At 43.6% G+C, this 23,681-nt stretch carries 22 protein-coding genes and 1 pseudogene; 20 read left to right on the forward strand and 3 right to left on the reverse strand.

The features are described 5' to 3' along the window. Positions 1–207 precede the first annotated feature (207 nt). The 16 genes from BSR11_RS09980 (at position 208) to glmU (ending at position 14,759) form a co-directional block, all read left to right on the forward strand. Positions 208–633 carry a GreA/GreB family elongation factor gene (locus tag BSR11_RS09980; RefSeq protein ID WP_072670261.1) on the forward strand — a complete coding sequence of 142 codons (426 nt, stop codon included), beginning with the start codon at positions 208–210 and terminating at the stop codon, positions 631–633. Positions 634–1,038: 405 nt separating this feature from the next. Further along, positions 1,039–1,476, forward strand: a complete 438-nt coding sequence (locus tag BSR11_RS09985; protein ID WP_072670262.1) for an Hsp20 family protein — start codon at positions 1,039–1,041, stop codon at positions 1,474–1,476. Between the two features lie 477 nt (positions 1,477–1,953). Further along, complete coding sequence (mnmG, locus tag BSR11_RS09990; protein WP_072670263.1) at positions 1,954–3,849, forward strand: tRNA uridine-5-carboxymethylaminomethyl(34) synthesis enzyme MnmG; 1,896 nt, start codon at positions 1,954–1,956, stop codon at positions 3,847–3,849. Next, positions 3,849–4,481: a 16S rRNA (guanine(527)-N(7))-methyltransferase RsmG gene (gene rsmG, locus BSR11_RS09995; RefSeq protein ID WP_072670264.1), complete on the forward strand. Its 633-nt coding sequence runs from the start codon at positions 3,849–3,851 to the stop codon at positions 4,479–4,481. The genes mnmG and rsmG overlap by 1 nt, the downstream gene beginning before the upstream one ends. Before the next feature lie 14 nt (positions 4,482–4,495). Next, positions 4,496–5,269 carry a ParA family protein gene (locus tag BSR11_RS10000; RefSeq protein ID WP_072670265.1) on the forward strand — a complete coding sequence of 258 codons (774 nt, stop codon included), beginning with the start codon at positions 4,496–4,498 and terminating at the stop codon, positions 5,267–5,269. Positions 5,270–5,291: 22 nt separating this feature from the next. Next, positions 5,292–6,185: a ParB/RepB/Spo0J family partition protein gene (locus BSR11_RS10005; protein ID WP_072670266.1), complete on the forward strand. Its 894-nt coding sequence runs from the start codon at positions 5,292–5,294 to the stop codon at positions 6,183–6,185. 158 nt (positions 6,186–6,343) lie between these two features. Beyond that, the gene (locus tag BSR11_RS10010) at positions 6,344–6,748 is read left to right on the forward strand and encodes an ATP synthase subunit I (protein WP_072670267.1); all 405 of its coding nucleotides are present in this window, start codon (positions 6,344–6,346) and stop codon (positions 6,746–6,748) included. After that, complete coding sequence (gene atpB, locus BSR11_RS10015) at positions 6,741–7,565, forward strand: F0F1 ATP synthase subunit A (RefSeq protein ID WP_004397537.1); 825 nt, start codon at positions 6,741–6,743, stop codon at positions 7,563–7,565. The genes BSR11_RS10010 and atpB overlap by 8 nt, the downstream gene beginning before the upstream one ends. Before the next feature lie 27 nt (positions 7,566–7,592). Next, positions 7,593–7,823 (forward strand): F0F1 ATP synthase subunit C, encoded by a 231-nt coding sequence (atpE, locus tag BSR11_RS10020; protein WP_040905771.1) that lies wholly within the window; start codon positions 7,593–7,595, stop codon positions 7,821–7,823. 70 nt (positions 7,824–7,893) lie between these two features. Next, the gene (gene atpF, locus BSR11_RS10025; protein ID WP_004397535.1) at positions 7,894–8,364 is read left to right on the forward strand and encodes a F0F1 ATP synthase subunit B; all 471 of its coding nucleotides are present in this window, start codon (positions 7,894–7,896) and stop codon (positions 8,362–8,364) included. A gap of 14 nt (positions 8,365–8,378) precedes the next feature. Beyond that, a complete protein-coding gene (locus BSR11_RS10030) occupies positions 8,379–8,909 on the forward strand; it encodes a F0F1 ATP synthase subunit delta (RefSeq protein WP_072670268.1) in 531 nt (176 codons plus the stop codon). Positions 8,910–8,926: 17 nt separating this feature from the next. Beyond that, entirely contained in the window at positions 8,927–10,468 is a 1,542-nt protein-coding gene (gene atpA, locus BSR11_RS10035) for a F0F1 ATP synthase subunit alpha (protein ID WP_072670269.1), read from the forward strand. Between the two features lie 34 nt (positions 10,469–10,502). Beyond that, complete coding sequence (gene atpG, locus BSR11_RS10040) at positions 10,503–11,369, forward strand: F0F1 ATP synthase subunit gamma (protein WP_072670270.1); 867 nt, start codon at positions 10,503–10,505, stop codon at positions 11,367–11,369. A 31-nt stretch (positions 11,370–11,400) separates the two neighbouring features. Beyond that, positions 11,401–12,804, forward strand: coding sequence for a F0F1 ATP synthase subunit beta (gene atpD / locus BSR11_RS10045; protein ID WP_072670271.1), 1,404 nt, complete (start codon positions 11,401–11,403; stop codon positions 12,802–12,804). Positions 12,805–12,828: 24 nt separating this feature from the next. Continuing rightward, positions 12,829–13,254, forward strand: coding sequence for a F0F1 ATP synthase subunit epsilon (locus tag BSR11_RS10050; protein WP_040905769.1), 426 nt, complete (start codon positions 12,829–12,831; stop codon positions 13,252–13,254). A 146-nt stretch (positions 13,255–13,400) separates the two neighbouring features. After that, entirely contained in the window at positions 13,401–14,759 is a 1,359-nt protein-coding gene (glmU, locus tag BSR11_RS10055; RefSeq protein WP_072670272.1) for a bifunctional UDP-N-acetylglucosamine diphosphorylase/glucosamine-1-phosphate N-acetyltransferase GlmU, read from the forward strand. A 57-nt stretch (positions 14,760–14,816) separates the two neighbouring features. Here glmU and punC read toward each other — a convergent pair whose 3' ends face one another. After that, on the reverse strand, positions 14,817–16,019 hold the full coding sequence (gene punC / locus BSR11_RS10060) for a purine nucleoside transporter PunC (protein ID WP_072670273.1): 1,203 nt from the start codon (positions 16,017–16,019) through the stop codon (positions 14,817–14,819). 155 nt (positions 16,020–16,174) lie between these two features. Here punC and punR point away from each other — a divergent pair, with 155 nt between their 5' ends. Continuing rightward, positions 16,175–17,083 (forward strand): DNA-binding transcriptional activator PunR, encoded by a 909-nt coding sequence (gene punR / locus BSR11_RS10065; RefSeq protein WP_072670274.1) that lies wholly within the window; start codon positions 16,175–16,177, stop codon positions 17,081–17,083. A 48-nt stretch (positions 17,084–17,131) separates the two neighbouring features. Here the strand turns inward: punR and fadA are convergent, their stop codons facing one another. Then, the gene (gene fadA, locus BSR11_RS10070; protein ID WP_072670275.1) at positions 17,132–18,295 is read right to left on the reverse strand and encodes an acetyl-CoA C-acyltransferase FadA; all 1,164 of its coding nucleotides are present in this window, start codon (positions 18,293–18,295) and stop codon (positions 17,132–17,134) included. A 27-nt stretch (positions 18,296–18,322) separates the two neighbouring features. Continuing rightward, positions 18,323–20,494 (reverse strand): annotated as a pseudogene (fadB, locus tag BSR11_RS10075) (fatty acid oxidation complex subunit alpha FadB). Positions 20,495–20,713: 219 nt separating this feature from the next. Here fadB and BSR11_RS10080 point away from each other — a divergent pair. The 3 genes from BSR11_RS10080 to hemG are packed head-to-tail and all read left to right on the forward strand — an operon-like array spanning position 20,714 to position 23,364. Continuing rightward, positions 20,714–21,337 (forward strand): YigZ family protein, encoded by a 624-nt coding sequence (locus tag BSR11_RS10080; RefSeq protein ID WP_072670276.1) that lies wholly within the window; start codon positions 20,714–20,716, stop codon positions 21,335–21,337. Positions 21,338–21,367: 30 nt separating this feature from the next. Then, complete coding sequence (locus BSR11_RS10085; protein ID WP_072670277.1) at positions 21,368–22,825, forward strand: TrkH family potassium uptake protein; 1,458 nt, start codon at positions 21,368–21,370, stop codon at positions 22,823–22,825. A 26-nt stretch (positions 22,826–22,851) separates the two neighbouring features. Next, a complete protein-coding gene (gene hemG, locus BSR11_RS10090; RefSeq protein WP_072670280.1) occupies positions 22,852–23,364 on the forward strand; it encodes a menaquinone-dependent protoporphyrinogen IX dehydrogenase in 513 nt (170 codons plus the stop codon). Positions 23,365–23,681: the final 317 nt, after the last annotated feature.

Consider the following 23,681-nt stretch of genomic DNA (forward strand, 5'->3'; position numbering starts at 1 on the left):
TCTGGCTAACCGCTTTTGCTTTCTTTTTTTAACCCGCTATAGTCAACTGACTTCATCGATATAGCCCAATCGCCACTAGCGGTGACAGGGAATCACATAACGTTTGCAGGAGGAATAGTGATGGCATTTCTGGTTTAGACCGAGAGCAAACTTGCTCTCGGGAGGCACTTAACGGCTGTCTTGTTATCAGGAGTGAGGAAAATCACTATGCTTTACCGCTTTTACCGATCATGGTTACAAACGTTGCGTATGTGGTGGTTAACCAGTGGGTTTATCACCTATCAATCCCCTTTGCTACTTATTCAATTGTTCGAGCGACAAGCTCAACAAAATGTCCCATGCTGCCCGCGAACCACCAGCATTCGTTTAGGTGATACCGTGCACCTATTGGATATAGAAACCAATAGTCCCTTTAAAATCAAGCTGGTTGCTGATCATCGTTGTGATCATACCGTAGGCTATATTGCGGTCGATTCTTACTTAGGTGCCGCACTGTTTGGTCGAACCGAGCAAGAAGTCATTGATCTGCTACTGCTCGGCCAACGACGCTCTTTTGTTATCACTCAAGTTACCCGTCAGTCATACCAACCTCAGCGCACATCCGTGCCATGTGGTTGCTTACTTTGTCAGTAAATGAAGGAGATCTCACTCATGAGTAAAAAAGACCTGAAAAAACCTCAATTAAGCTTAAAGGAAAAGCGTAAATTGAAACAAGAAAAAGCCTCTGAGAACGGAGTAGAAAAAGCACGTAAAAGTCGCGCCAGATAACCTTTTTCTAACTTATTGATTATCAAGAAGCCTAATCACCTGATTAGGCTTTTTTAAAAAATTGATTTTCTACACTTGAAAGTTCAACCACCGACCTTATATAAAATAGTGAAGAGGATGCCGTAAGGACCTCGACTTGGACTGGCGTTATGCTCACTGACTGAGGTAAGCCCGTCACTCAATATCAACCTTGATGAGCTTAGTTGTTAACAATAAGCTTCATCCTTAACGAAACTCGTTAAGACTATTGCTTACTAAGAGGATAGCATTATGAGAACTGTCGATTTTACTCCTTTATACCGCAACGCGATTGGCTTTGATCGTCTATTGAATATGATGGAAGCTAACAACAATAAAAATACTCAAGGGGGTTACCCTCCTTATAATATCGAGCAACAAGAAGACAATAAGTACCGTATCACAATGGCGGTCGCTGGCTTCGCAGAGCAAGAACTCGATATCACTCAACAAGAAAATACCTTAATTGTCCGTGGTGAACGTCAGCCAGAAGAGAGCCGTAATTATATCTATCAAGGCATTGCTGAACGTAATTTTGAACGAAAATTCCAACTGGCTGATTATGTAAAAGTCATTGGTGCTGGGCTTGAAAACGGTTTGTTGCACATCGACTTAGAACGAGAAATACCTCAAGCAATGCAACCACGTAAAATTGCCATCAATAAACCTCATTTATTAGAAAATCAATAACTCTGATTTTCGTTCGTAGACATGATAAAAAAGCGGCTTGGGCCGCTTTTTTAGTTTCTCCTCATTTATCCTATCGACTCTTATTCATTTTCCCCCTGTTTTTCCATCGAACATCTGTGGATAAGTTAATCGTTATACGGTGATTAACCGGTAGTTATTATTTAATAAACGAAGATCTTTTTTATGCCTGTGCATAAGTTTATTTTTTGATCCCAGCTAATACGCGATTTGATCAGTGTCTGAACACATGATCCGATCGCTTACATGATCATGATCTTGTTGATCATTTCCTACTTATCCACAGAGATCCTCTTGCGTAATAATAGATCTAATAAAAGATCTCTTTATAGATCTTCTTTATATTATTAATTAACACGTAAGCTAAAAAAGTAGAAAAGCGATTTTCTCTGCTTAGGAAAGAAGGTAGAATACGTCTCTTTTGTTTATCCCTATCTCAATAAATACCTGAGGTCGTTCATGCTTTATCACGAAACATTTGACGTCATTGTGGTTGGTGGCGGTCACGCAGGAACGGAAGCCGCACTCGCAGCCGCTCGTACAGGACAGCGTACGTTACTTCTGACGCATAATATCGATACTTTAGGCCAGATGTCTTGCAATCCCGCCATTGGTGGAATAGGTAAAGGTCACTTAGTCAAAGAAGTGGATGCGATGGGTGGTTTAATGGCACAAGCTATTGACCATGCAGGTATTCAATTTAGAACATTAAACGCTTCTAAAGGCCCAGCAGTTCGAGCTACTCGGGCGCAGGCGGATCGTGCGCTTTATAAAGCTTATGTTCGTCATGCACTAGAAAATACGCCGAATTTAACCTTATTTCAGCAAGCAGCCGACGACTTGATCGTTGAGCAAGATCATGTGCGTGGTGTGGTCACGCAAATGGGCCTAAAGTTTCATGCCAAATCGGTGGTATTGACGGTAGGGACTTTCCTTGGTGGTAAGATCCACATAGGATTAGAGAATTTTTCAGGTGGTCGAGCTGGGGATCCTCCGTCGATCGCTTTAGCCCATCGTTTACGTGAACTGCCATTTCGGGTGGATCGTTTAAAAACGGGCACTCCTCCACGTATTGATGCACGTAGTGTCGATTTTTCTCAGTTAGAAGCACAACACGGCGATAATCCAACGCCTGTTTTCTCATTTATGGGTAAACGTGAGCAACATCCGCGTCAAATTCCTTGTTTTATTACCCATACCAATGAAAAAACCCATGATGTGATTCGCAATAACTTAGATCGCAGTCCGATGTATGCCGGAGTGATCGAAGGGATTGGGCCGCGTTACTGCCCATCCATCGAAGATAAAGTGATGCGTTTTGCAGACAAAAATAGCCATCAGATTTTTATTGAGCCTGAAGGATTGACGACAACCGAGCTCTATCCTAACGGTATCTCGACCAGTTTGCCGTTTGATGTTCAAGTGCAAATAGTCCGCTCAATGCAGGGCTTCGAAAATGCGCATATTGTTCGACCTGGCTATGCGATTGAATACGATTTCTTTGATCCACGGGATTTAAAACAAACTTACGAAACTAAGTTTATCAACGGCTTGTTTTTTGCTGGACAAATTAATGGTACTACCGGTTATGAAGAAGCGGCCGCTCAAGGCTTGATGGCTGGTTTAAATGCCAGCTTGTACAGTCAAGGCAAAGAAGGTTGGAGTCCGCGCCGTGATCAAGCTTACATGGGCGTATTGATTGATGATCTTTCGACAATGGGCACTAAAGAGCCGTATCGTATGTTTACTTCGCGTGCTGAATACCGTTTGTTGCTACGTGAAGATAACGCCGATCTCCGCTTGACAGAAAAAGCTTATCAACTTGGGTTAGTTTGCGAACAACGTTGGGCTCGTTTTAATCAAAAAGTCGAGCATATGCAGCAGGAACGCCAGCGTCTAAAAGAGACTTGGATTAATCCAACCTCTGCAGATGCTGAGGCGTTGAATGCATTATTGAAAACCCCTATTTCCCGTGAAGCTAACGGAGAAGACTTGTTGCGTCGTCCAGAAATGAGCTATCAACAGGTGACGTCTATCGCGACGTTTTCGCCAGCGATTGAAGATAGTGAAGCGGCGGAACAAGTTGAGATTCAAGTTAAATACGAAGGTTATATTCAGCGTCAGCGAGATGAGATCGAAAAATCACTGCGCTATGAGCACACCAAATTGCCTGCAGATTTAGATTATAAGCAAGTCAAAGGCTTATCGAATGAAGTTGTACTCAAATTGAACGCAGCGAAGCCTGAAACATTGGGGATTGCATCGCGTATTTCAGGGATAACTCCTGCCGCGATCTCAATTTTATTAGTGCATCTGAAAAAACAAGGTCTCTTGAAAAAAGGAGAGGCTGCGTAATGAACCCATTACGAAGTAAACTCGATGCATTGATTGCACAAACGGATTTGGTCGTTACCGATCAGCAGCGTGAGCAACTGGTCGGTTACGTAGAGTTACTCAATAAGTGGAATAAAGCGTATAATCTAACTTCTGTACGCGATCCACAGGAAATGTTGGTTAAGCATATTCTCGATAGTATTGTGGTCAGCCCATATTTACAGGGGCAACGCTTTATTGATGTCGGGACAGGCCCTGGATTACCCGGTATTCCTCTGGCGATCATGAATCCGGATAGAGAGTTTGTTTTACTCGATAGTTTAGGTAAGCGAATCCGCTTTATTAAGCAAGTTTTGCATGAGCTGAGAATCGATAATGTCACCGCACTGCAAAGTCGAGTAGAAGAGTTTAAGCCAGAGCACGGTTTTGATGGCGTACTCAGTCGTGCCTTTGCTTCCATGTTAGATATGGTAGAGTGGTGTCATCACCTACCTTGTGCTAAACAAGGGGTGTTTTTAGCTTTAAAGGGCCAACGTCCGCAAGAGGAGCTAAACTCACTTCCTGAATGGTGCAGTGTGATCGACATCAAAGCTTTGAAGGTTCCTGAGTTGGAAGGTGAGCGTCATCTTGTAATCTTATCGCGCAAGGGATAATAGCGAGGCATACCGTGGGCAAAATCGTAGCGATCGCCAACCAGAAAGGTGGCGTAGGTAAAACAACAACGTGCATTAATTTAGCGGCTTCAATGGCAGCTACAAAACGTAAGGTTTTGGTGGTTGATCTTGACCCGCAAGGCAACGCAACGATGGCCAGTGGCGTGGATAAATACCAAGTCGATGCTACCGCCTATGAATTACTTGTCGAAGAAGCGCCATTTGAACAAGTGGTATGCAAAAAAACATCGGGTTACTATGACTTGATTGCCGCTAATGGCGATGTCACCGCGGCCGAAATTAAGCTGATGGAAGTATTCGCTCGAGAAGTGCGTTTAAAAAATGCATTGGCATTAGTTCGCGATAACTATGATTTCATCTTTATTGATTGCCCCCCTTCTTTAAACCTACTTACAATCAATGCGATGGCTGCCGCCGATTCGGTGTTAGTGCCCATGCAGTGTGAGTATTTTGCGTTAGAAGGGTTAACAGCTCTGATGGATACCATCAGTAAACTTGCCGCTGTAGTTAATGAGAATCTGAAGATCGAAGGCTTATTACGCACCATGTATGATCCACGTAATCGACTCGCGAATGAAGTCTCTGATCAACTGAAAAAGCATTTTGGTAATAAAGTGTACCGTACTGTTATTCCGCGCAACGTTCGGCTTGCTGAAGCGCCCAGTCATGGTAAACCTGCCATGTATTATGATAAGCATTCTGCGGGCTCTAAGGCTTATCTTGCTTTAGCGGGCGAAATGCTGCGTCGCGAAGAAATCCCTGCATAATACCGAAAAGGAACGCTCTGAGATGTCGAAACGTGGTTTAGGAAAAGGCTTAGACGCTTTACTCGCAACCAGCTCTATGGCGCGAGAAAAGCAACAAACCGCTTCACACAGCCAAGCGATGTCAAGCGATGGCGAGTTAATCGAGTTATCGATTACCAGTCTGAAACCAGGCATTTATCAGCCTCGTAAAGATATGTCATCTGAAGCACTGGAAGAACTTGCTCTTTCTATCCAGTCGCAAGGTATTATTCAACCTATCGTGGTGAGGCCACTTGAATTTGGTGGCTTTGAGATCATCGCTGGTGAGCGTCGTTGGCGTGCGGCTAAACAGGCGGGATTAAAGCAAGTCCCCTGTTTGATCAAACGGGTCGATGATCGTGCCGCGATCGCCATGGCGTTGATCGAAAATATTCAACGTGAAGATCTTAACGCGATCGAAGAAGCTCAAGCGTTAGAACGGTTACAAGATGAATTTAAGTTAACCCATCAGCAAGTGGCAGATGTGATCGGCAAATCGCGCACCACAGTAAGTAACTTATTGCGTTTAAATCAGTTGGATGATGCTGTTAAGCGTTTTGTTGAAAGTAAACAACTGGAAATGGGTCATGCTCGCAGTTTACTGGTTTTGCCTATAGAGCAACAGCAGCCTTGTGCACAAGTGATGGTCGACAAGCAACTAACGGTACGTCAGGCTGAATCTTTAGTTAAACGTTGGTCTAGTGACACTCCTACAGCTCCCGTTTTACCCGTCTTAGCGACGGAGGTTGAGCAGCAATTATCTGCACTGGCTGAACGGTTACAAAAAAAGATGGCAGTAAAGTTACAAGTCAATGGTAAAGGGCGTTTAACGATTGATTTTACAAATCAAGAACAATTGATCGAGCTATTGAAACAATTAGATACGATTGCATCATAAAAATCGGTTATAGAATATATTTTCTGCGGCTTGGCTCACCCGCTTTCAGTTGAGTTTTTACGATACCTATATATAATTTCGAAGCTTTTTTCACCGAGTTGCAATGTTTTATTAACGTACTGTAACTTGGCGAATAATACAGAAAACAGGTGCTTTTGATGTTTATAGCAACACAGAGTCAGCAAGCTAAGGCGGCATTTCGAGTTGTTCACCTTCAGCTGGTTTTTTTGTTGCTGATCGGGGGCGTGACGTATATGTACTGGGGACCCGATGAAGCGCGTTTTATCTTAAAAGGTGGAGCGATTGCCCTCATCGGTAACTATGTCTATACACTGTTTGCCTTTCTCCCAAAACCAGATGCTGACGGTACGGTTATGCTCGGGTTTATTATGATGGGGTGGGCTTTAAAGCTGGTGTTAACCGTTATCATGTTTGTGCTGATTTTTAATCTCACTGATGTGCATCACCCTGGTGCCATGATGTCAGGTTATAAACTGACCATCTTGATGTTTTGGTTTGCACCTATACTACTTACCGCAAAAAATGGGAACCACCATGGCTGATACTCCGAAGGAATATATTCAGCACCACCTCACAAGCGCTCAAGTTTGTTTGGTTGATGGCAACATCACCACAAATTACGGCTGTGCGGATGCTGGATTTTGGACGTTAAACTGGGATGCGTTATTGTTCTCAGTGGGTCTAGGCGTGCTGTTTTTGTGGTTGTTTTATCGTGTTGGGAAAAATGCAACCACGGGAGTTCCTGGTAAATGGCAATGCTTTGTTGAAATGCTCGTTGAGCAGGTTGACGGCTTAGTCAAAGGAACTTTTCATGGCAAGGATAAGTTGGTCGCACCATTAGCATTAACCATTTTCGTCTGGATTTTCTTGATGAACTTAATGGACTTAGTGCCAGTGGATTATGTCCCTACAGCAATGACATTGGCTGGTGTCGAATATTTCAAGATTCTCCCTACGGTTAACTTGAATATCACCTTGGCAATGGCTATTGGGGTCATGATATTGGTAATTGCTTATTACATCAAATACCAAGGATTTAAGGGGTTTGTTAAGGCATTTACCCTACATCCAATTAACCATTGGGCGTTGATTCCTTTCAACTTAGTTCTTGAGACGGTGTCATTTTTGGCAAAACCGGTATCCCTTTCGCTACGTCTGTACGGTAACATGTACGCGGGTGAGCTGATCTTTGTTTTGATCGCAATCACCTACGGTGCTGGTTTCGTACTCGGTGGCTTAGGCGTTGTCGCGCATGTCATTTGGGCCATCTTCCATGTACTGGTTATTACTCTGCAAGCCTTTATTTTTATGATGTTGACGATAGTTTATCTCAGCATGGCAAGTAATGACTCTCATTAAACTCTTAATTTAAACAACCCAAGAAAACTGGAGACTTTTATTATGGAAACTTATTTCGTTGTTGCTCTACTACTAGGTATGTGTGCTCTAGCGACTGCTTTTGGCTTTGCTATCCTTGGTGGTAAATTCCTTGAATCTGTTGCTCGTCAACCAGAAATGGCCCCTGTACTACAAACTAACATGTTTATTATTGCTGGTCTGCTTGATGCGGTTCCTATGATTGGTGTTGGTATCTCTATGTACATGCTGTTTGCATAACTTGTCCTTTTTGTGTCACCCAAACGCACAGATGATTGGGTAAACAGAAGCAAAATAAAGGAGAGTTAGTGTGAATATCAATGCAACTCTGTTGGGCCAAACCATCGCATTTTTAATCTTTGTTTGGTTCTGCATGAAGTATGTATGGCCTCCTTTGATGAGTGCCATAGAAGAGCGTCAGAAAACGATCGCTGACGGTTTAGCTTCTGCTGAGCGTGCTGATAAAGCCCTTAATCTGGCTAAAAGCAATGCTGCAGACCAGCTTAAAATTGCTAAAAAAGAGGCGCTAGTCATTATTGAGCAAGCGAACAAACGCAAAGCTCAAATTTTAGACGAAGCTCGTCAAGAAGCAGCGCACGAGCGTGAGCATATCTTGGCTCAAGGCCAAGCAGAACTAGAAGCGCAAATTTTGCGTGCTCGTAATGAGCTGCAAAAAGAAGTTTCTACTCTTGCTTTACTTGCCGCTGAGAAGATTGTTCAACGAACTGTCGATAAGGCAGCTAACCAAGACATACTTGATAGTATTTCTGCGAAGCTATAAAGGAGTGCATTTGTATGTCGGATTTGACAACGATTGCTCGTCCATACGCTAAGGCTGCATTCAGTTACGCCAGTGAACACAGTATGGTTGAACAGTGGTCAACTATGCTCGAATTGGCAAAAACAATGTCGTTGGTGCCTGAATTATCATCGGCCGCTTTTAGCTTACAATCGCAACAATTGTTGCAGGTGTACGCTGATGTTGCGGGTGAGCAGTTTGATCAACCCATGCTTAATTTTTTATTGGTGTTGATGGAAAATCGTCGCATAGCGGCGCTCGGTGATATATGTCAGCAGTTTCAAAAGTTTGCTACGGAATCTTCTGGTACTAAAGAAGTTCAAGTGGTGAGCTCTTATGAGTTAAGCGATGAACAGGTTGAAACTTTAACCAGTAACTTAGAAAAACGCTATGACTGTAAAGTAAAGCTGAATTGCCAAATTGACAGCAATCTTATTGGCGGAGCCGTTATTCGAGTAGAGGATAATATCCTTGATAACTCGTTACTGGGTCGTATTAATCGTCTGAAAGACGTGATGAAGTCTTAATTAGGGGAATTGGAGCAATGCAACTTAATTCCACGGAAATCAGCGAAATCATCAGAAAGCGAATTGAAGGTTTCAACGTTGTTTCTGATGCTCGCAATGAAGGTACTATCGTATCAGTAAGCGATGGTATCATCCGTATTCACGGCCTAGCGGACGTGATGCAAGGTGAAATGATTGAACTGCCGGGCGGCAATTTTGCTCTCGCACTTAACCTCGAACGTGATTCGGTAGGTGCTGTTGTCATGGGCCCTTACACTGATCTCAGTGAGGGTATGAAAGTGACCAGTACTGGGCGTATTCTTGAAGTCCCAGTCGGCCCTGAGCTTTTGGGTCGTGTGGTGAACACGTTAGGTGTGCCAATTGATGGTAAAGGTCCGATTGAAGCAAAATTAACTTCTCCAGTAGAAGTTATTGCTCCTGGAGTTATCGATCGTAAGTCGGTCGATCAACCAGTACAAACAGGCTATAAATCGGTTGATGCGATGATTCCTATCGGTCGTGGTCAGCGTGAGCTAATTATCGGTGACCGTCAGACAGGTAAAACTGCGTTGGCGATTGATGCGATCATTAACCAGAAAGATTCAGGTATCTATTCTATCTACGTAGCGATTGGCCAAAAAGCGTCAACTATCGCGAACGTGGTGCGTAAATTGGAAGAGCATGGTGCATTGAAAAACACCATCGTTGTGGTTGCTTCTGCTTCTGAATCAGCAGCACTACAATATCTAGCGCCTTATTCTGGCTGTGCTATGGGTGAATACTTCCGTGACCGTGGTGAAGATGCCCTGATTGTTTATGATGACTTATCAAAGCAAGCGGTGGCTTATCGTCAAATCTCGCTATTGTTACGTCGTCCACCGGGTCGTGAAGCTTTCCCTGGTGACGTTTTTTACCTCCACTCTCGTCTCCTAGAGCGTGCTGCTCGAGTGAGTGAAGTCTATGTAGAACGTTTCACTAATGGTGAAGTGAAAGGTAAAACTGGTTCTTTAACGGCATTACCGATCATTGAAACTCAAGCGGGTGACGTTTCAGCTTTCGTACCAACCAACGTAATCTCGATTACCGATGGTCAGATCTTCCTACAAACTGAGTTGTTTAATGCTGGTGTTCGTCCTGCGGTCGATCCCGGTATCTCGGTTTCTCGGGTAGGTGGTGCTGCACAGACAAAAATTATCAAAAAGCTCTCTGGCGGTATTCGTACTGCTCTAGCGGCCTACCGTGAACTTGCAGCGTTTGCGCAGTTTGCTTCTGATCTGGATGAAGCGACGAAACGTCAGCTTAATCATGGTCAAAAAGTGACTGAATTGATGAAGCAAAAGCAATATGCGCCGATGTCAGTTTTTGATCAGGCGTTGGTTATTTTTGCTGCTGAGCGCGGTTACTTAAGCGATGTCGAATTGAATAAAGTGTTGGATTTTGAATCTGCACTTCTGTCGTATGCTCATTCTCAATATGCCGATTTTAAAACGGAAATTGACAAGACGGGTGCTTACAACGATGAAATTGAAGCTAAGTTGAAAAAGTTAGTGGAAGATTTTAAAGCAACTCAGACTTGGTAATTACAAGCCACATTGTAATTAACGGAGAGTAACGATGGCCAATACAAAAGAGATTCGCAGTAAGATTGGGAGTGTTAAAAGCACTCAAAAAATTACTAAAGCAATGGAAATGGTTGCGGCTTCTAAAATGCGTCGAACTCAAGATGCGATGGAAGGGCCTCGTCCATATTCAAAAACAATTCGTAAAGTCATTGGTCATTTAGCAAACGGTACTTTGGAGTTTACTCATCCTTACTTAGAAGAACGTGAAGCTAAACGTGTTGGGTATATCGTCGTATCCACCGATCGCGGTTTGTGTGGTGGTTTAAACATCAATATGTTTAAAAAAGCCGTTGCGCATATGAATGAATATTCAAGCCGTGGCAGTGCGATTGAAATCGCGATGATTGGAAGTAAAGGTAGTTCTTATTTCCGAGGCATAGGAGCAAAAATTGTCGCTCAGAAAACCGGTATCGGTGATGAGCCACAGTTAGATGATTTGATCGGTTCTATCAGCGTTATGCTGACTAAGTACAAAGAAGGTGAAATCGATCGTTTGTTCCTAGTGTACAACGAGTTTGTTAACTCGATGACTCAACAACCAAAGATGGAACAATTGTTACCTTTGCCGAAAACGCAAGAGGATGATTCAGGTCGCAAGCATGCTTGGAGTTACATGTTTGAATCTGATCAGAACAAACTACTGAATACTTTGATGACTCGTTATATCGAAGCACAAGTATATCAATCCGTAGTGGAAAACTTAGCGTGTGAAATGTCTGCCCGAATGGTTGCGATGAGAGCAGCATCGGATAACGCAGGTAATCTGATTGATGATTTACAACTGGTGTATAACAAGGCTCGCCAAGCAGCCATCACCCAAGAATTGTCAGAGATTGTTAGCGGCGCAGCAGCGGTTTAACAAAGGTAATTAACAGACTAGAGGATTAACGATGGCTACAGGTAAGATCGTACAGATCATCGGTGCGGTAGTCGACGTAGAGTTTCCACAGAGCTCAGTGCCTAGCGTTTATGATGCACTTAACGTTCAAGACTCAAAAGAGCGTCTTGTTCTTGAGGTTCAACAACAGTTAGGCGGTGGTATCATTCGCTGTATTGTAATGGGCAGCTCAGATGGTTTACGTCGTGGAATGACAGTTGAAAATACTGGCGGTCCAATATCAGTACCAGTAGGGATGAAAACCCTTGGTCGTATCATGAACGTACTCGGTGATGCGATTGACGAGCGCGGAGAAATTGGTGCAGAAGAGACTTACTCTATTCACCGTTTAGCGCCAAGCTATGAAGAGCAATCTAACTCGACAGAGCTACTTGAAACTGGTGTAAAAGTAATTGATTTGATTTGTCCGTTTGCTAAAGGCGGTAAAATCGGTCTCTTTGGTGGTGCTGGTGTAGGTAAGACCGTTAACATGATGGAGCTTATCAATAACATCGCACTACAACACTCAGGCCTTTCGGTATTTGCAGGGGTAGGTGAGCGTACTCGTGAGGGTAACGACTTCTACCACGAAATGCAGGAAGCGGGTGTTGTTAACATCGAAAAGCCAGAAGAATCAAAAGTAGCAATGGTTTATGGCCAGATGAACGAGCCACCAGGTAACCGTCTACGTGTTGCTTTGACTGGCTTGACCATGGCGGAGAAATTCCGTGACGAAGGCCGTGATGTATTGCTGTTTATCGATAACATTTATCGTTATACCCTTGCGGGAACAGAGGTATCGGCACTGCTTGGTCGTATGCCTTCTGCGGTAGGTTATCAGCCAACACTTGCTGAAGAGATGGGTGTACTGCAAGAGCGTATCACGTCAACGAAAACGGGTTCTATCACTTCAGTACAAGCGGTTTATGTACCTGCGGATGACTTAACTGACCCATCACCAGCGACGACGTTTGCTCACTTGGATGCCACGGTTGTACTTAACCGTAACATCGCAGCAATGGGTCTTTACCCTGCGATTGACCCACTTGATTCAACGTCTCGTCAGTTGGATCCTTTGGTGGTTGGCCAAGAGCATTACGATGTTGCTCGTGGTGTGCAGTCAACGCTACAGCGTTATAAAGAACTCAAAGACATCATTGCTATTTTGGGTATGGACGAGCTGTCTGAATCTGATAAGCAAGTGGTTGCTCGTGCGCGTAAGATTGAGCGTTTCTTGACTCAACCTTATCACGTAGCGGAAGTCTTTACGGGTGACCCTGGTGTTTACGTATCGCTGAAAGAGACGTTGCGCGGCTTTAAAGGTCTATTAGCTGGCGATTATGATGACATTCCAGAGCAAGCGTTTATGTACTGCGGTACGATTGACGATGCACTTGAGAATGCCAAGAAGCTATAACGCTCAGATCTCCAAGGAGGCTTTATGACAGCATCAGTAACCTTTAACTTAGATGTAGTCAGTGCTGAAAAGCGGATTTTTTCCGGTTGGGCGCGGTCTATTCAAGTCTCGGGTGAAAGCGGAGATTTAGGGGTTTTAGCTGGACACGTCCCTTTACTGACTTACATCAGGCCGGGGATGGTGCGTATTGTGACTATTAAAGGTAAAGAAGAAATTATTTACCTTTCTGGTGGCATACTCGAAGTTCAACCGAATGATGTAACGATTTTAGCAGATACTGCGATTCGTGCTGAAGAGCTCGATGAAGCAAAAGCCGCTGAAGCGAAACGCTCAGCAGAAGAACTGCTCAACGACAATCATGGTGATGTGAACTTTGCTCAGGCATCAAGTGAATTGGCTAAAGCAATTGCTCAGTTACGCGTCATTGATCTAATAAGAAAGCGTCGCTGATCCCTTTTCAGTACGTAATCATAAAAGGCGACCTTTCGGTCGCCTTTTTGTTGGTTTTTTATCAAAAACTTGCACTAGAAAATTAACACGTCTCGCGTTACCCGCTAAAATGCGAGCCATATTTTATATAACGTCATAGGTATCCGATGAAATTTAGCGCAGTGATCCTTGCCGCAGGCAAAGGCACCCGTATGCACTCCCATATCCCTAAAGTGCTGCATACTTTGGCTGGAAAGCCCATGGTCAAACATGTGATCAACACATGTCATAATCTTGGTGCACATAATATCCATCTGGTCTATGGGCATGGTGGAGAGCAAATGCAACACGTTCTGGCCGATGAGCCGGTTAATTGGGTGTTGCAAGCCGAGCAACTTGGTACTGGACATGCGGTGGATCAAGCGTCGGATCAGTTTAGAGACGATGAAAAAATCTTAGTTTTGTATGGCGATGTTCCGTTGATCTCGGAACAAACCATAGAAAGCTTACTTGAAGCTCAACCAACAGGTGGTATTGCGCTGTTGACGGTGGTTCTCGATAACCCAACGGGCTATGGACGTATTGTCCGTAAGAATGGCCCTGTAGTGGCGATTGTTGAGCAAAAAGATGCCAGCGAAGAGCAAAAACAAATTAAAGAGATCAACACGGGGGTTATGGTTGCTACCGGTGGAGATTTAAAACGCTGGCTAAAAGGGCTTAATAAGAATAACGCTCAGGGTGAGTATTACTTAACGGATGTGATTGCCGCGGCTCATGATGAAGGGCGAGCGGTTGAAGCAGTGCATCCAGTCAGTTCGATTGAAGTGGAAGGTGTTAATGATCGTATTCAACTTGCTCGTTTAGAGCGCGCTTTCCAAGCTCGCCAAGCTAATAAGTTGCTTGAGCAAGGCGTTATGTTGCGTGATCCTGCTCGATTTGATCTACGTGGTGAGTTGCAATGTGGAGTGGATGTTGAAATCGATGTTAATGTCGTGATCGAAGGGCAGGTATCGATAGGCAATAACGTTGTGATTGGTGCTGGGTCGATTCTGATTGATTGTGAAATTGATGATAACACCGTTGTTCGTCCTTATAGCATTATTGAAGGGGCAACGGTCGGTGAAGATTGTACTGTTGGTCCGTTTAGTCGTTTACGTCCAGGTGCTGAATTGCGTGATGATGCCCATGTCGGTAATTTTGTAGAGATGAAAAATGCTCGCTTAGGTGAAGGTTCAAAGGCTAATCATCTGACTTACCTAGGAGATGCCGAAGTTGGGCAGCGAGTTAATATTGGCGCGGGGGTCATTACCTGTAACTACGATGGCGCTAATAAACATAAAACAATTATTGGTAATGACGTATTTATTGGCTCCGATAGTCAATTGATTGCCCCGGTTACGATAGCTGATGGGGCAACAGTTGGTGCTGGTACTACGCTGACTAAGCCTGTGGCTGCCGGTGAGTTAGTGATTACTCGCGCTAAAGAGAAGAAAATTTCTGGGTGGTCACGTCCTGTAAAAAAATAAGCCGTGTTGCCAAAATAAATAGCCCGTATGACGCGGGCTATTTGGGCTACTCCGTTTTTACTTATCGCGCACAACGCGAGAGTTATCCGGCGTAGTAAAATGTTGGCTTAAGTGGCGGTTAGCAATGATATACCCCACCCAAAGACCAAACGTACAAATCATAATTGCTACGCCAGTGACCACTTGTGCTTGACTTGCTAAGGTGGCAACTAAAGCGCTGGCTAAACTCGCAGCACAAATTTGTAAGCTGTTTTGCATCCCCGCTGCTGTTGCTGGGCTATGTTTTGCACTTGATAGTGCACGGTTAACCACTATTGGGTAAAGCGCACCATTCGCTACAGCGATCAAACAGAAAGGCGCTAAGATTGGCCAAATAGAGGTGAGTGTCCACTGTGATGCAACAAATATCACTCCCGATGATAAGGTAAATAGAGCAAGCAGTTGCTTAAGGACTTTCTCATCGCCATATTTACTGACCGACTTTTTACCGATATAGCCACCGACCATAAAAGCGATGGTCTGTGGGATAAAACTCATCCCGATATCTTTGGCTTCATAACCTAGCTGCGCCATGATTTCTGGCATTCCGGTTAAATAGGCAAAAAAGGCGGCAGAGGCACAAGCAAACATCATCACATTACCGATGTAAGCCCGACTTTTGAAAAGGTATTTGATATCTTCGGCAATCGATGTTGTTTTCGGATCGCCTTTAACATTTTCTTGTAAACCCGTACAGATGACCAGAGCGATACCCATTAAGGTGAGGGTAAAGAAAATACTATGCCAGCCGAAAGTATTGGCGAGGAGCACACCTAATTGCGGTGCAAGCGCAGGAGATAGCGCGACCAAAGGCATAATGGTTGCGAAAAGCTGTTGGCTGACTTGGCTGGGATAACGTTTAATCACCATCGCTTGCCAGATAACCGCTGGAGCACAAACGCCAATCGCTTGGACAAAACGTAAACTCAGTAATTGCCATACTGTTTCGCTGTAAGCTAAACCACAAGAGGCAATAGTAAAAATCACCAGTCCGACAATTAAGGTATTGCGATGACCAAATTTATCTGAGGCCAAGCCCCATAAGAGTTGACCTATCGCCATGCCCATTAAAAATACCGTCAAGGACAGGGCAATCTGCTCTGGACCTGTTGCAAAATCATGTTCCATGATTTTAAAGGCTGGTAAATACATATCGGTAGCAATAAAGCCGAGCATTGATAGCGCTGATAAGTAAAACAGTTGTAAAGGTGAGACTTTCATTTTTATTCCTATCAAAAAAATTAATTCATTTTTTCTTGTTATGTGCCATTGATAGCTATGTTTTATCTGACTATTGATTGTATTGATCATTTTGTATTAAATGAAACGCGAAATTTGTTGGTTATCGTTCAAAAAATTTGACTGATAGGGTTATTATGTTTTCTAAATCATCTCTAGAAATGCTTGATACCGTTGCCAGATTAGGCAGTTTTACAGCGGCAGCAGAGGTATTGCATAAAGTTCCTTCGGCGATCAGTTATGGCGTTCGTCAAGTCGAAACGGAGTTGGGGGTGATTTTATTTCGTCGTTTACCGCGAAAAGTGGAATTAACCAGTGCCGGTGAGCTCTTTATGGTCGAGGCTCGTCATTTATTGCGGCAAATGGAGGAGATCAAATCACAAACCAGAAGAGCAGCACACGGATGGCAAAAAACGCTAAAATTGACGCTAGATAATGTGGTCAAGCTTGATTGCATCAAACCTATGGTTGAAAACTTTTATCAAACGTTTGAATTTGCCGAGCTACAAATCAACATGGAAGTGTTTAATGGATCGTGGGAAGCTATCTCTCAAGGCCGGGCAGATATCGTGATTGGGGCGACCTCCGCAATACCTGTTGGTGGAGATTTTGAAGTGCGCGATATGGGATTATTAGATTGGATCTTTGTGCTCTCTCCCGATCATCCCTGTGCGCATATCGATATATTAACCGAAGAACAGGTGAGCCAATATCCTGCAATTTGTTTAGATGATACTTCGAGTTTATTACCTAAGCGCCATACAGGGCATTACCCCAAGCAGCGGCGCCTTTTATTACCCAATTGGTATAGTGCGAAAGAGTGTTTAAAAAAAGGATTAGGGGTGGGTTTTATGCCAAGTCATATGGCTCAACCTTTGCTGTCTTCTGGCCAATTGATTGCCAAAGATCTTCCTGATAATAAGCCATTAAGTCAATGTTGCTTAGTGTGGCGTAAAGATGAGAACCATCAATTAATCGAATGGATGGTAGATTATTTAGGGGATAGTGAACAATTACATCGCGATTGGTTAAAAACCGACGCTTAAAAAAGAAGAGCCAGCTATTAAACTGGCTCTTCAAATATAAATCAACGTCTATGGACGTTCAAAAATCGTTGCTATGCCTTGACCTAGACCAATACACATCGTTGCCAGACCATATTTAGCATCTTTCGCTTCCATGAGATTGATCAATGTCGTGGAAATACGGGTTCCTGAACAGCCTAAAGGATGGCCTAAAGCGATCGCTCCGCCGTTTAAGTTAACTTTCTCATCAACTACATCCATCAAACCAAGATCTTTTGCACAAGGCAAAGATTGAGCGGCAAAGGCTTCATTTAACTCGACGAGATCGATATCTGCCATTGTGAGTCCAGCGCGTTGCAGTGCTTTTTTGGTTGCGGGTACTGGACCATACCCCATAATTGATGGATCGCAACCGGCAATCGCCATTGATTTGACTTTAGCGCGAATGGTGAGTCCTAAGGCTTTAGCTTTGGCTTCACTCATGATCAGCATAGCCGATGCGCCATCAGAAAGAGCAGATGAAGAGCCAGCAGTCACGGTGCCATTGGCGGGATCAAAAACTGGACGCAGTTCTGCCAAACCTTCAACCGTCGTTTCTGGGCGGATGACTTCATCATAATCTAGAGTAAATAAGGTCCCATCAGCGCTATGACCTTCGGTCGGTAAAATCTCATTTTTAAAACGACCTTCGACAGTTGCTGCTTGAGCGCGTTGATGAGAACGAGCTGCAAAAGCATCTTGTTGCTCACGGCTTATGCCATGCAGCTTACCAAGCATCTCTGCGGTTAAGCCCATCATACCAGCGGCTTTGGCAACGTTTTTTGATAAACCCGGGTGGAAGTCGACACCATGATTCATCGGTACATGGCCCATATGCTCAACACCCCCGACCAAGCATATTTCGGCATCACCAACCATAATTGCTCGTGCTGCGTCATGTAAAGCTTGCATCGATGAGCCGCATAAACGGTTGACGGTAACCGCGCCAATGTCTATTGGTAGACCAGCAAGTAAGGCGGCATTACGAGCGACATTAAACCCTTGCTCTAAGGTTTGTTGTACACAGCCCCAATAAATGTCTTCGATCTCTTGTGGATTGACTTGTGGGTTACGAGCCAATATTCCTTTCATTAGATGAGCCGAGAGATCTTCAGCGCGCTGGTGGCGAAATGCTCCGCCTTTCGAACGTCCCATTGGCGTACGAAGGCAATCAACAATCACTACAGTATTCATTTTGTTATTCCTTTTCCAAATCACTGTTTATAAAGAAGCTGGAGCTGGGATAGGGTAAAAGCGCTGCCCTTTTTCTGCCATATCCAGTAACAGTTGTGGTAGGTGATACATCGCGCCTAAATGCTGATGCTGTTTGGCCATCGCAATATATTGCTCTAAACCGATGGTATCGAGGTAACGGAAAACTCCACCACGGAATGGAGGGAATCCTAAGCCGTAGACTAAGGCCATATCCGCCTCTTGAGGAGAAGCAATAATACCCTCTTCTAGGCACAGCACGACTTCGTTGATCATCGGAATCATCATACGTTCAATGATTGTTTGATCTTCAAAAGGCTGCGGGCTGGCGCAGACGTCAGCGAGAAGAGGTAAAACGTCAGTCGAGAAATTTTTCTTCGGTTTGCCTTTCTTATCTATCTAGTAGCTATAGAAGCCATGACCATTTTTTTGGCCATATTTATTCGCTTCATAAAGAACATCGATCGCATCACGGCCTTGTTTACCCATTCGTTCAGGGAAACCTTCTGCCATGACCGCTTGTGCGTGATGGGCGGTATCAAGACCAACCACGTCGAGTAAATACGCGGGTCCCATTGGCCAGCCAAACTGACGTTCCATGACTTTATCGATCTGGGTAAAATCAGCACCATCGCGTAATAGCAAGCTGAAACCACCGAAGTAAGGGAATAGAACACGGTTAACGAAAAAGCCCGGACAATCATTAACGACAATTGGCGATTTACCCATTTTGGCCGCATAAGCGACAACGCGATTAATGGTATCGTCAGAGGTTTTCTCGCCACGGATGATCTCAACTAATGGCATACGATGCACAGGATTGAAAAAGTGCATACCACAGAAGTTTTCTGGGCGTTTCAGTGATTTGGCGAGTAAATTAATCGGAATGGTTGATGTGTTGGACGTAATGATCGTGTTATCCGAAACTTGGCTTTCAACTTCGCTCAACACCGCTGCTTTAACTTTAGGATTCTCGACGACCGCTTCAACAATCACATTGGCCTGTTCTATACCCGCATAATGTAGGCTTGGAGTAATCGAGGCAAGAATCCCCGCCATTTTGAAGCCGTCAATTTTACCACGTTCTAGTTGTTTATTGAGTAGTTTAGAAGCTTCGGTCATGCCTAGGTCGAGTGAAGGCTGAGCGATATCTTTCATCAAGACTGGCACACCTTTAGTGGCCGATTGGTAAGCGATACCTCCACCCATAATGCCTGCACCCAATACAGCGGCTCGTTGAGTGTCTTGGCTGGCTGATTTAGCAGAGTGTTTCGCTAACCCTTTAATGTGTTGATCATTTAAAAATAGACCCACTAAAGCTTGAGCTTCGGTTGATTTCGCCAATTTGATGAAGTGTTGACGTTCAATATCCAGTGCTTCATCGCGTGAGCTACGCGCGGCTTGTTCAATGGTGACTACCGCGGTCATCGGCGCGGGATAATGTTTACCGGCGACTTGAGCAACAACGCCTTTTGCCATGGTAAAGCTCATCATGCTTTCCATTTTGCTTAAGGTTAACGGTGACGTTTTTTGTTTGCGTCGTCCTACCCAGTCAATTTTTTCATTAATCGCTTGAGTGATGGTATTGAGTGCGGATTCTAACAGCTTATCGCTATCGACAATCGCATCCAGCAAACCCAGCTTAAGTGCTTCCTCAGCTCGGCAGGCTTTACCTTGAGTGATGATTTCCATTGCGCTGTCAGCGCCAATCAAACGTGGTAGGCGAACGGTTCCACCAAATCCAGGCATGATCCCAAGCTTAGTTTCTGGTAGTCCAATGCTGGTGGTTTTATCACCGATTCTAAAGTCGGTAGCAAGTACACACTCACAGCCTCCACCTAAAGTGAATCCAGTTAAGGCTGATAAGGTGGGGACCGGTAGGTCTTCTAATTTATTAAAGATAGTGTTAGCAAATACTAACCACTGATCAAGCTCAGCATCAGGCATCGCAAATAAACCTAAAAACTCAGTAATATCAGCACCGACGATAAAAGCAGGTTTATTTGAAGTTAGGATCAGTCCTTTTAACCCAGAGTGCTGGTGTAAAGCATCTAGAGCTTCATTAAGTGCGGTAAGGGTTGCTAGATCTAGTTTATTGACGGATTCAGGAGAGCAAAAATTCAGCTCTGCGATACCATCTTGCAATTCCTTTACCTGTAGGGTTTTGGCTTGGTAAATCATTGTCTATCTCCGTGACATACAATCCGGCGATTGCGTGTGAGAGTGTTGTGGTATTAATGTTCTGGTTTGACCAGTTTTTTCAGTTTGAACGGGAGATGGATTAATTTCAATACATTTTTTAAACAAGTGTTTAACATTGTGCGCTTGTTACCAATCTGATCCGACTTTTTTTACGTTCGTGATACACTGAGCCCCCTTTTTACGATCGACTATCCAGTTATGAACGTTCAGTCTTATCCTATTCCTGCAGAGACCTGTTTGTTTGAGGAAGAGATAAAAAAAAGCCGCTTTCTCACTTATCTTACTCATACCTCTGGAGTGGAAGAAGCTAAGGCATTTATTGCTTTTATTAAGCAAAAGCACCCAGATGCGCGACATCATTGCTCAGCATTTATCGCAGGACGACCGGAAAACTCAACGTTATGGGGCTTTAGTGATGATGGTGAACCCTCTGGTACCGCTGGTAAGCCGATGCTTGCACAATTATCTGGTTCCGGAATTGGAGAAATTACCGCTGTTGTCGCACGTTATTATGGTGGCATTCTGCTTGGTACCGGAGGGTTAGTAAAAGCCTATGGTGGCGGTGTACAGCAAGCGCTTAAGCTGCTTCAAATAAATGAGAAAAAAATCACCACAAAAGCATTGCTAACGTTAGACTACAGTTTTATTGCCTTAGCTCAGTCAATCATGAATGAGTATGAAGCCGAACAAGTTGAAGCTCAGTACTATGATAATGTGCAGGTCATGATTGAGTTACCTTGGGGTAACCTGAATGCTTTTACCCAAAATATTATTAACAAGAGTAGTGCTAAGATTCTTGTTACTCACATAGAACATACTTAGGAAGTCAGAAGCCGAGCTTCGTCATTTTTTATGCAATTTCGTTCAATTATTCGAATCGTCGGGCTATTGCTCGCTTTGTTTAGTGTTTCTATGCTGATACCTGCATCTGTTGCCTTAATCTATGGTGATGGTGCAGGGGTGCCTTTTGTCTCTACTTTTTTCGTACTTTTTATTTTAGGGGCCTTACTATGGCTGCCTAATCGTCACCATCGCCATGAGTTAAAAGCACGAGATGGATTTTTGATTGTTGTCTTATTCTGGACGGTCATTGGTAGTGCGGGAGCGCTGCCGTTTTTATTAGCAGATAATCCGAACGTTTCTGTAACCGATGCTTTTTTTGAATCGTTCTCTGCCTTAACGACCACGGGAGCAACGGTGATTGTCGGTCTGGATGATTTGCCTAAAGCGATTCTTTTTTATCGTCAGTTTTTGCAATGGTTTGGCGGAATGGGGATCATCGTTCTCGCTGTGGCTATTTTACCCGTGTTAGGGATAGGTGGAATGCAGCTCTATCGTGCGGAAATCCCTGGTCCAGTTAAAGACAATAAAGTGACTCCGCGAATAGCTGAAACAGCGAAAGCCTTATGGTATATATATTTAAGTCTAACTATTGCTTGCGCGGCCGCTTATTGGTTTGCTGGTATGACCCTGTTTGATGCAATATGTCATAGTTTCTCAACCATTGCGATTGGTGGTTTTTCAACTCATGATGCGAGTATCGGATACTTTGACAGTTATGCGATTAATCTTATCACCGTAGTTTTCTTACTCATTTCTGCTTGTAACTTTACTCTTCACTATGCCGCCTTTGCCACGGGGGGCGTTCATCCTAAATATTATTGGGCAGATAGAGAGTTTCGTGCCTTTGTTCTTATTCAAGTAATTTTATTCATCGTTTGCTTTCTGGTTATCCTTAAGCACCATAGTTATGACTCGCTATATCATGCTTTTGATCAGACGCTATTCCAAACCGTCTCTATTTCTACGACGGCCGGTTTTACGACGACCGGTTTTTCAGAGTGGCCACTCTTTTTACCCGTTCTCTTATTGTTTTCTTCTTTTATCGGTGGCTGTGCAGGTTCAACTGGTGGTGGAATGAAAGTGATTCGGGTCTTTTTATTGACTCTACAAGGTGCGCGAGAAATGAAGCGTTTAGTCCACCCAAGAGCTATCTATCCGATCAAATTAGGTGATAGTGCTTTGTCACAGCGTGTCGTTGATGCTGTGTGGGGATTTTTCTCTGCATATGCATTGGTATTTGTGGTTTGCATGTTGGCATTGATCTTTACCGGTATAGATGAGTTGACTGCTTTTTCAGCGGTGGCGGCAACACTAAATAATCTTGGCCCAGGACTTGGCGATGTTGCGTCTCACTTTGCAGATATTAACGATGCCGCTAAATGGATTTTGATTGTGTCGATGTTATTTGGTCGACTAGAGATATTCACATTGCTTATTTTATTAACGCCTACTTTTTGGCGTAGCTAAGGGAAGGGGATTTCGTGAAAATATTGATGCTCTATTCGTCTCGTGAAGGGCAAACTAAGAAAATCATCCAGTTTATTGCTGATCATCTTGTTGATAGTCAGTGTGAGATTCAGGACTTACAGCACTACAGTGTAGAAGACTTATCTATTTACGATAAAGTTCTTATTGGCGCATCTATTCGTTATGGTCGATTGAGCCCTCAGCTTTATTCATTCATAGCAGCGAACCAGAGTCATTTACAGCAAAATAAGTGCGCTTTTTTTTGCGTTAACCTTACTGCTCGCAAAGAACAACAAGGTAAAGATACCCCTGAAGGGAGTGTTTATATTAAAACCTTCTTAAAAAAATCGTCTTGGAAGCCAAGTTTAATCGGTGTTTTTGCGGGCGCTTTGTATTATCCCCGCTATAGTCTGTTCGATAAAATTATGATTCGCTTTATTATGAGTTTAACTGGCGGAGAAACGGATACTACGAAAGAAGTAGAGTACACAAATTGGCAAAAAGTGACTAAATTCGCCAATCAGTTTAATCAGATGTAACGAAAAATGGTTGATTTTGTTTTGTTTGCTTTGTTTTTGTACGCTTGTTTATTGATTAGTAAAAAAGTTCAAAAAAGTGCTTGCCAATGTGATGTTGATCTCTATAATGCCGCCTCGCTGACAAGGTAAAGCTTAAATTATTAAGCGAGTCAGTAAGTTGTTTTAAAAAGGTTTTTACCTTGAAAAGATAAATAAAAAAAGTGTTTGACACGAAAGTTTATCTCGCTAAAATAGCTGCCTCTTCCGAGTTGACTAAGTTTATTTGGAAGCGCTCTTTAACAATTTAAACCAATCAATCTGTGTGGGCACTCGTTGAT

The sequence above is a fragment of the Vibrio injensis genome, assembly GCF_001895205.1.
Classification (GTDB): Bacteria; Pseudomonadota; Gammaproteobacteria; order Enterobacterales; family Vibrionaceae; genus Vibrio; species Vibrio injensis.

What these genes read in the sequence shown, in the direction of transcription:
- BSR11_RS09980 (WP_072670261.1), top strand. Translation starts at nt 208, where the DNA reads ATGCTTTACCGCTTTTACCGATCATGGTTACAAACGTTGCGTATGTGG.
- BSR11_RS09985 (WP_072670262.1), top strand. Translation starts at nt 1,039, where the DNA reads ATGAGAACTGTCGATTTTACTCCTTTATACCGCAACGCGATTGGCTTT.
- mnmG (WP_072670263.1), top strand. Translation starts at nt 1,954, where the DNA reads ATGCTTTATCACGAAACATTTGACGTCATTGTGGTTGGTGGCGGTCAC.
- rsmG (WP_072670264.1), top strand. Translation starts at nt 3,849, where the DNA reads ATGAACCCATTACGAAGTAAACTCGATGCATTGATTGCACAAACGGAT.
- BSR11_RS10005 (WP_072670266.1), top strand. Translation starts at nt 5,292, where the DNA reads ATGTCGAAACGTGGTTTAGGAAAAGGCTTAGACGCTTTACTCGCAACC.
- BSR11_RS10010 (WP_072670267.1), top strand. Translation starts at nt 6,344, where the DNA reads ATGTTTATAGCAACACAGAGTCAGCAAGCTAAGGCGGCATTTCGAGTT.
- atpB (WP_004397537.1), top strand. Translation starts at nt 6,741, where the DNA reads ATGGCTGATACTCCGAAGGAATATATTCAGCACCACCTCACAAGCGCT.
- BSR11_RS10030 (WP_072670268.1), top strand. Translation starts at nt 8,379, where the DNA reads ATGTCGGATTTGACAACGATTGCTCGTCCATACGCTAAGGCTGCATTC.
- atpA (WP_072670269.1), top strand. Translation starts at nt 8,927, where the DNA reads ATGCAACTTAATTCCACGGAAATCAGCGAAATCATCAGAAAGCGAATT.
- atpG (WP_072670270.1), top strand. Translation starts at nt 10,503, where the DNA reads ATGGCCAATACAAAAGAGATTCGCAGTAAGATTGGGAGTGTTAAAAGC.
- atpD (WP_072670271.1), top strand. Translation starts at nt 11,401, where the DNA reads ATGGCTACAGGTAAGATCGTACAGATCATCGGTGCGGTAGTCGACGTA.
- BSR11_RS10050 (WP_040905769.1), top strand. Translation starts at nt 12,829, where the DNA reads ATGACAGCATCAGTAACCTTTAACTTAGATGTAGTCAGTGCTGAAAAG.
- glmU (WP_072670272.1), top strand. Translation starts at nt 13,401, where the DNA reads ATGAAATTTAGCGCAGTGATCCTTGCCGCAGGCAAAGGCACCCGTATG.
- punC (WP_072670273.1), bottom strand. Translation starts at nt 16,019, where the DNA reads ATGAAAGTCTCACCTTTACAACTGTTTTACTTATCAGCGCTATCAATG.
- punR (WP_072670274.1), top strand. Translation starts at nt 16,175, where the DNA reads ATGTTTTCTAAATCATCTCTAGAAATGCTTGATACCGTTGCCAGATTA.
- fadA (WP_072670275.1), bottom strand. Translation starts at nt 18,295, where the DNA reads ATGAATACTGTAGTGATTGTTGATTGCCTTCGTACGCCAATGGGACGT.
- BSR11_RS10080 (WP_072670276.1), top strand. Translation starts at nt 20,714, where the DNA reads ATGAACGTTCAGTCTTATCCTATTCCTGCAGAGACCTGTTTGTTTGAG.
- BSR11_RS10085 (WP_072670277.1), top strand. Translation starts at nt 21,368, where the DNA reads ATGCAATTTCGTTCAATTATTCGAATCGTCGGGCTATTGCTCGCTTTG.
- hemG (WP_072670280.1), top strand. Translation starts at nt 22,852, where the DNA reads ATGCTCTATTCGTCTCGTGAAGGGCAAACTAAGAAAATCATCCAGTTT.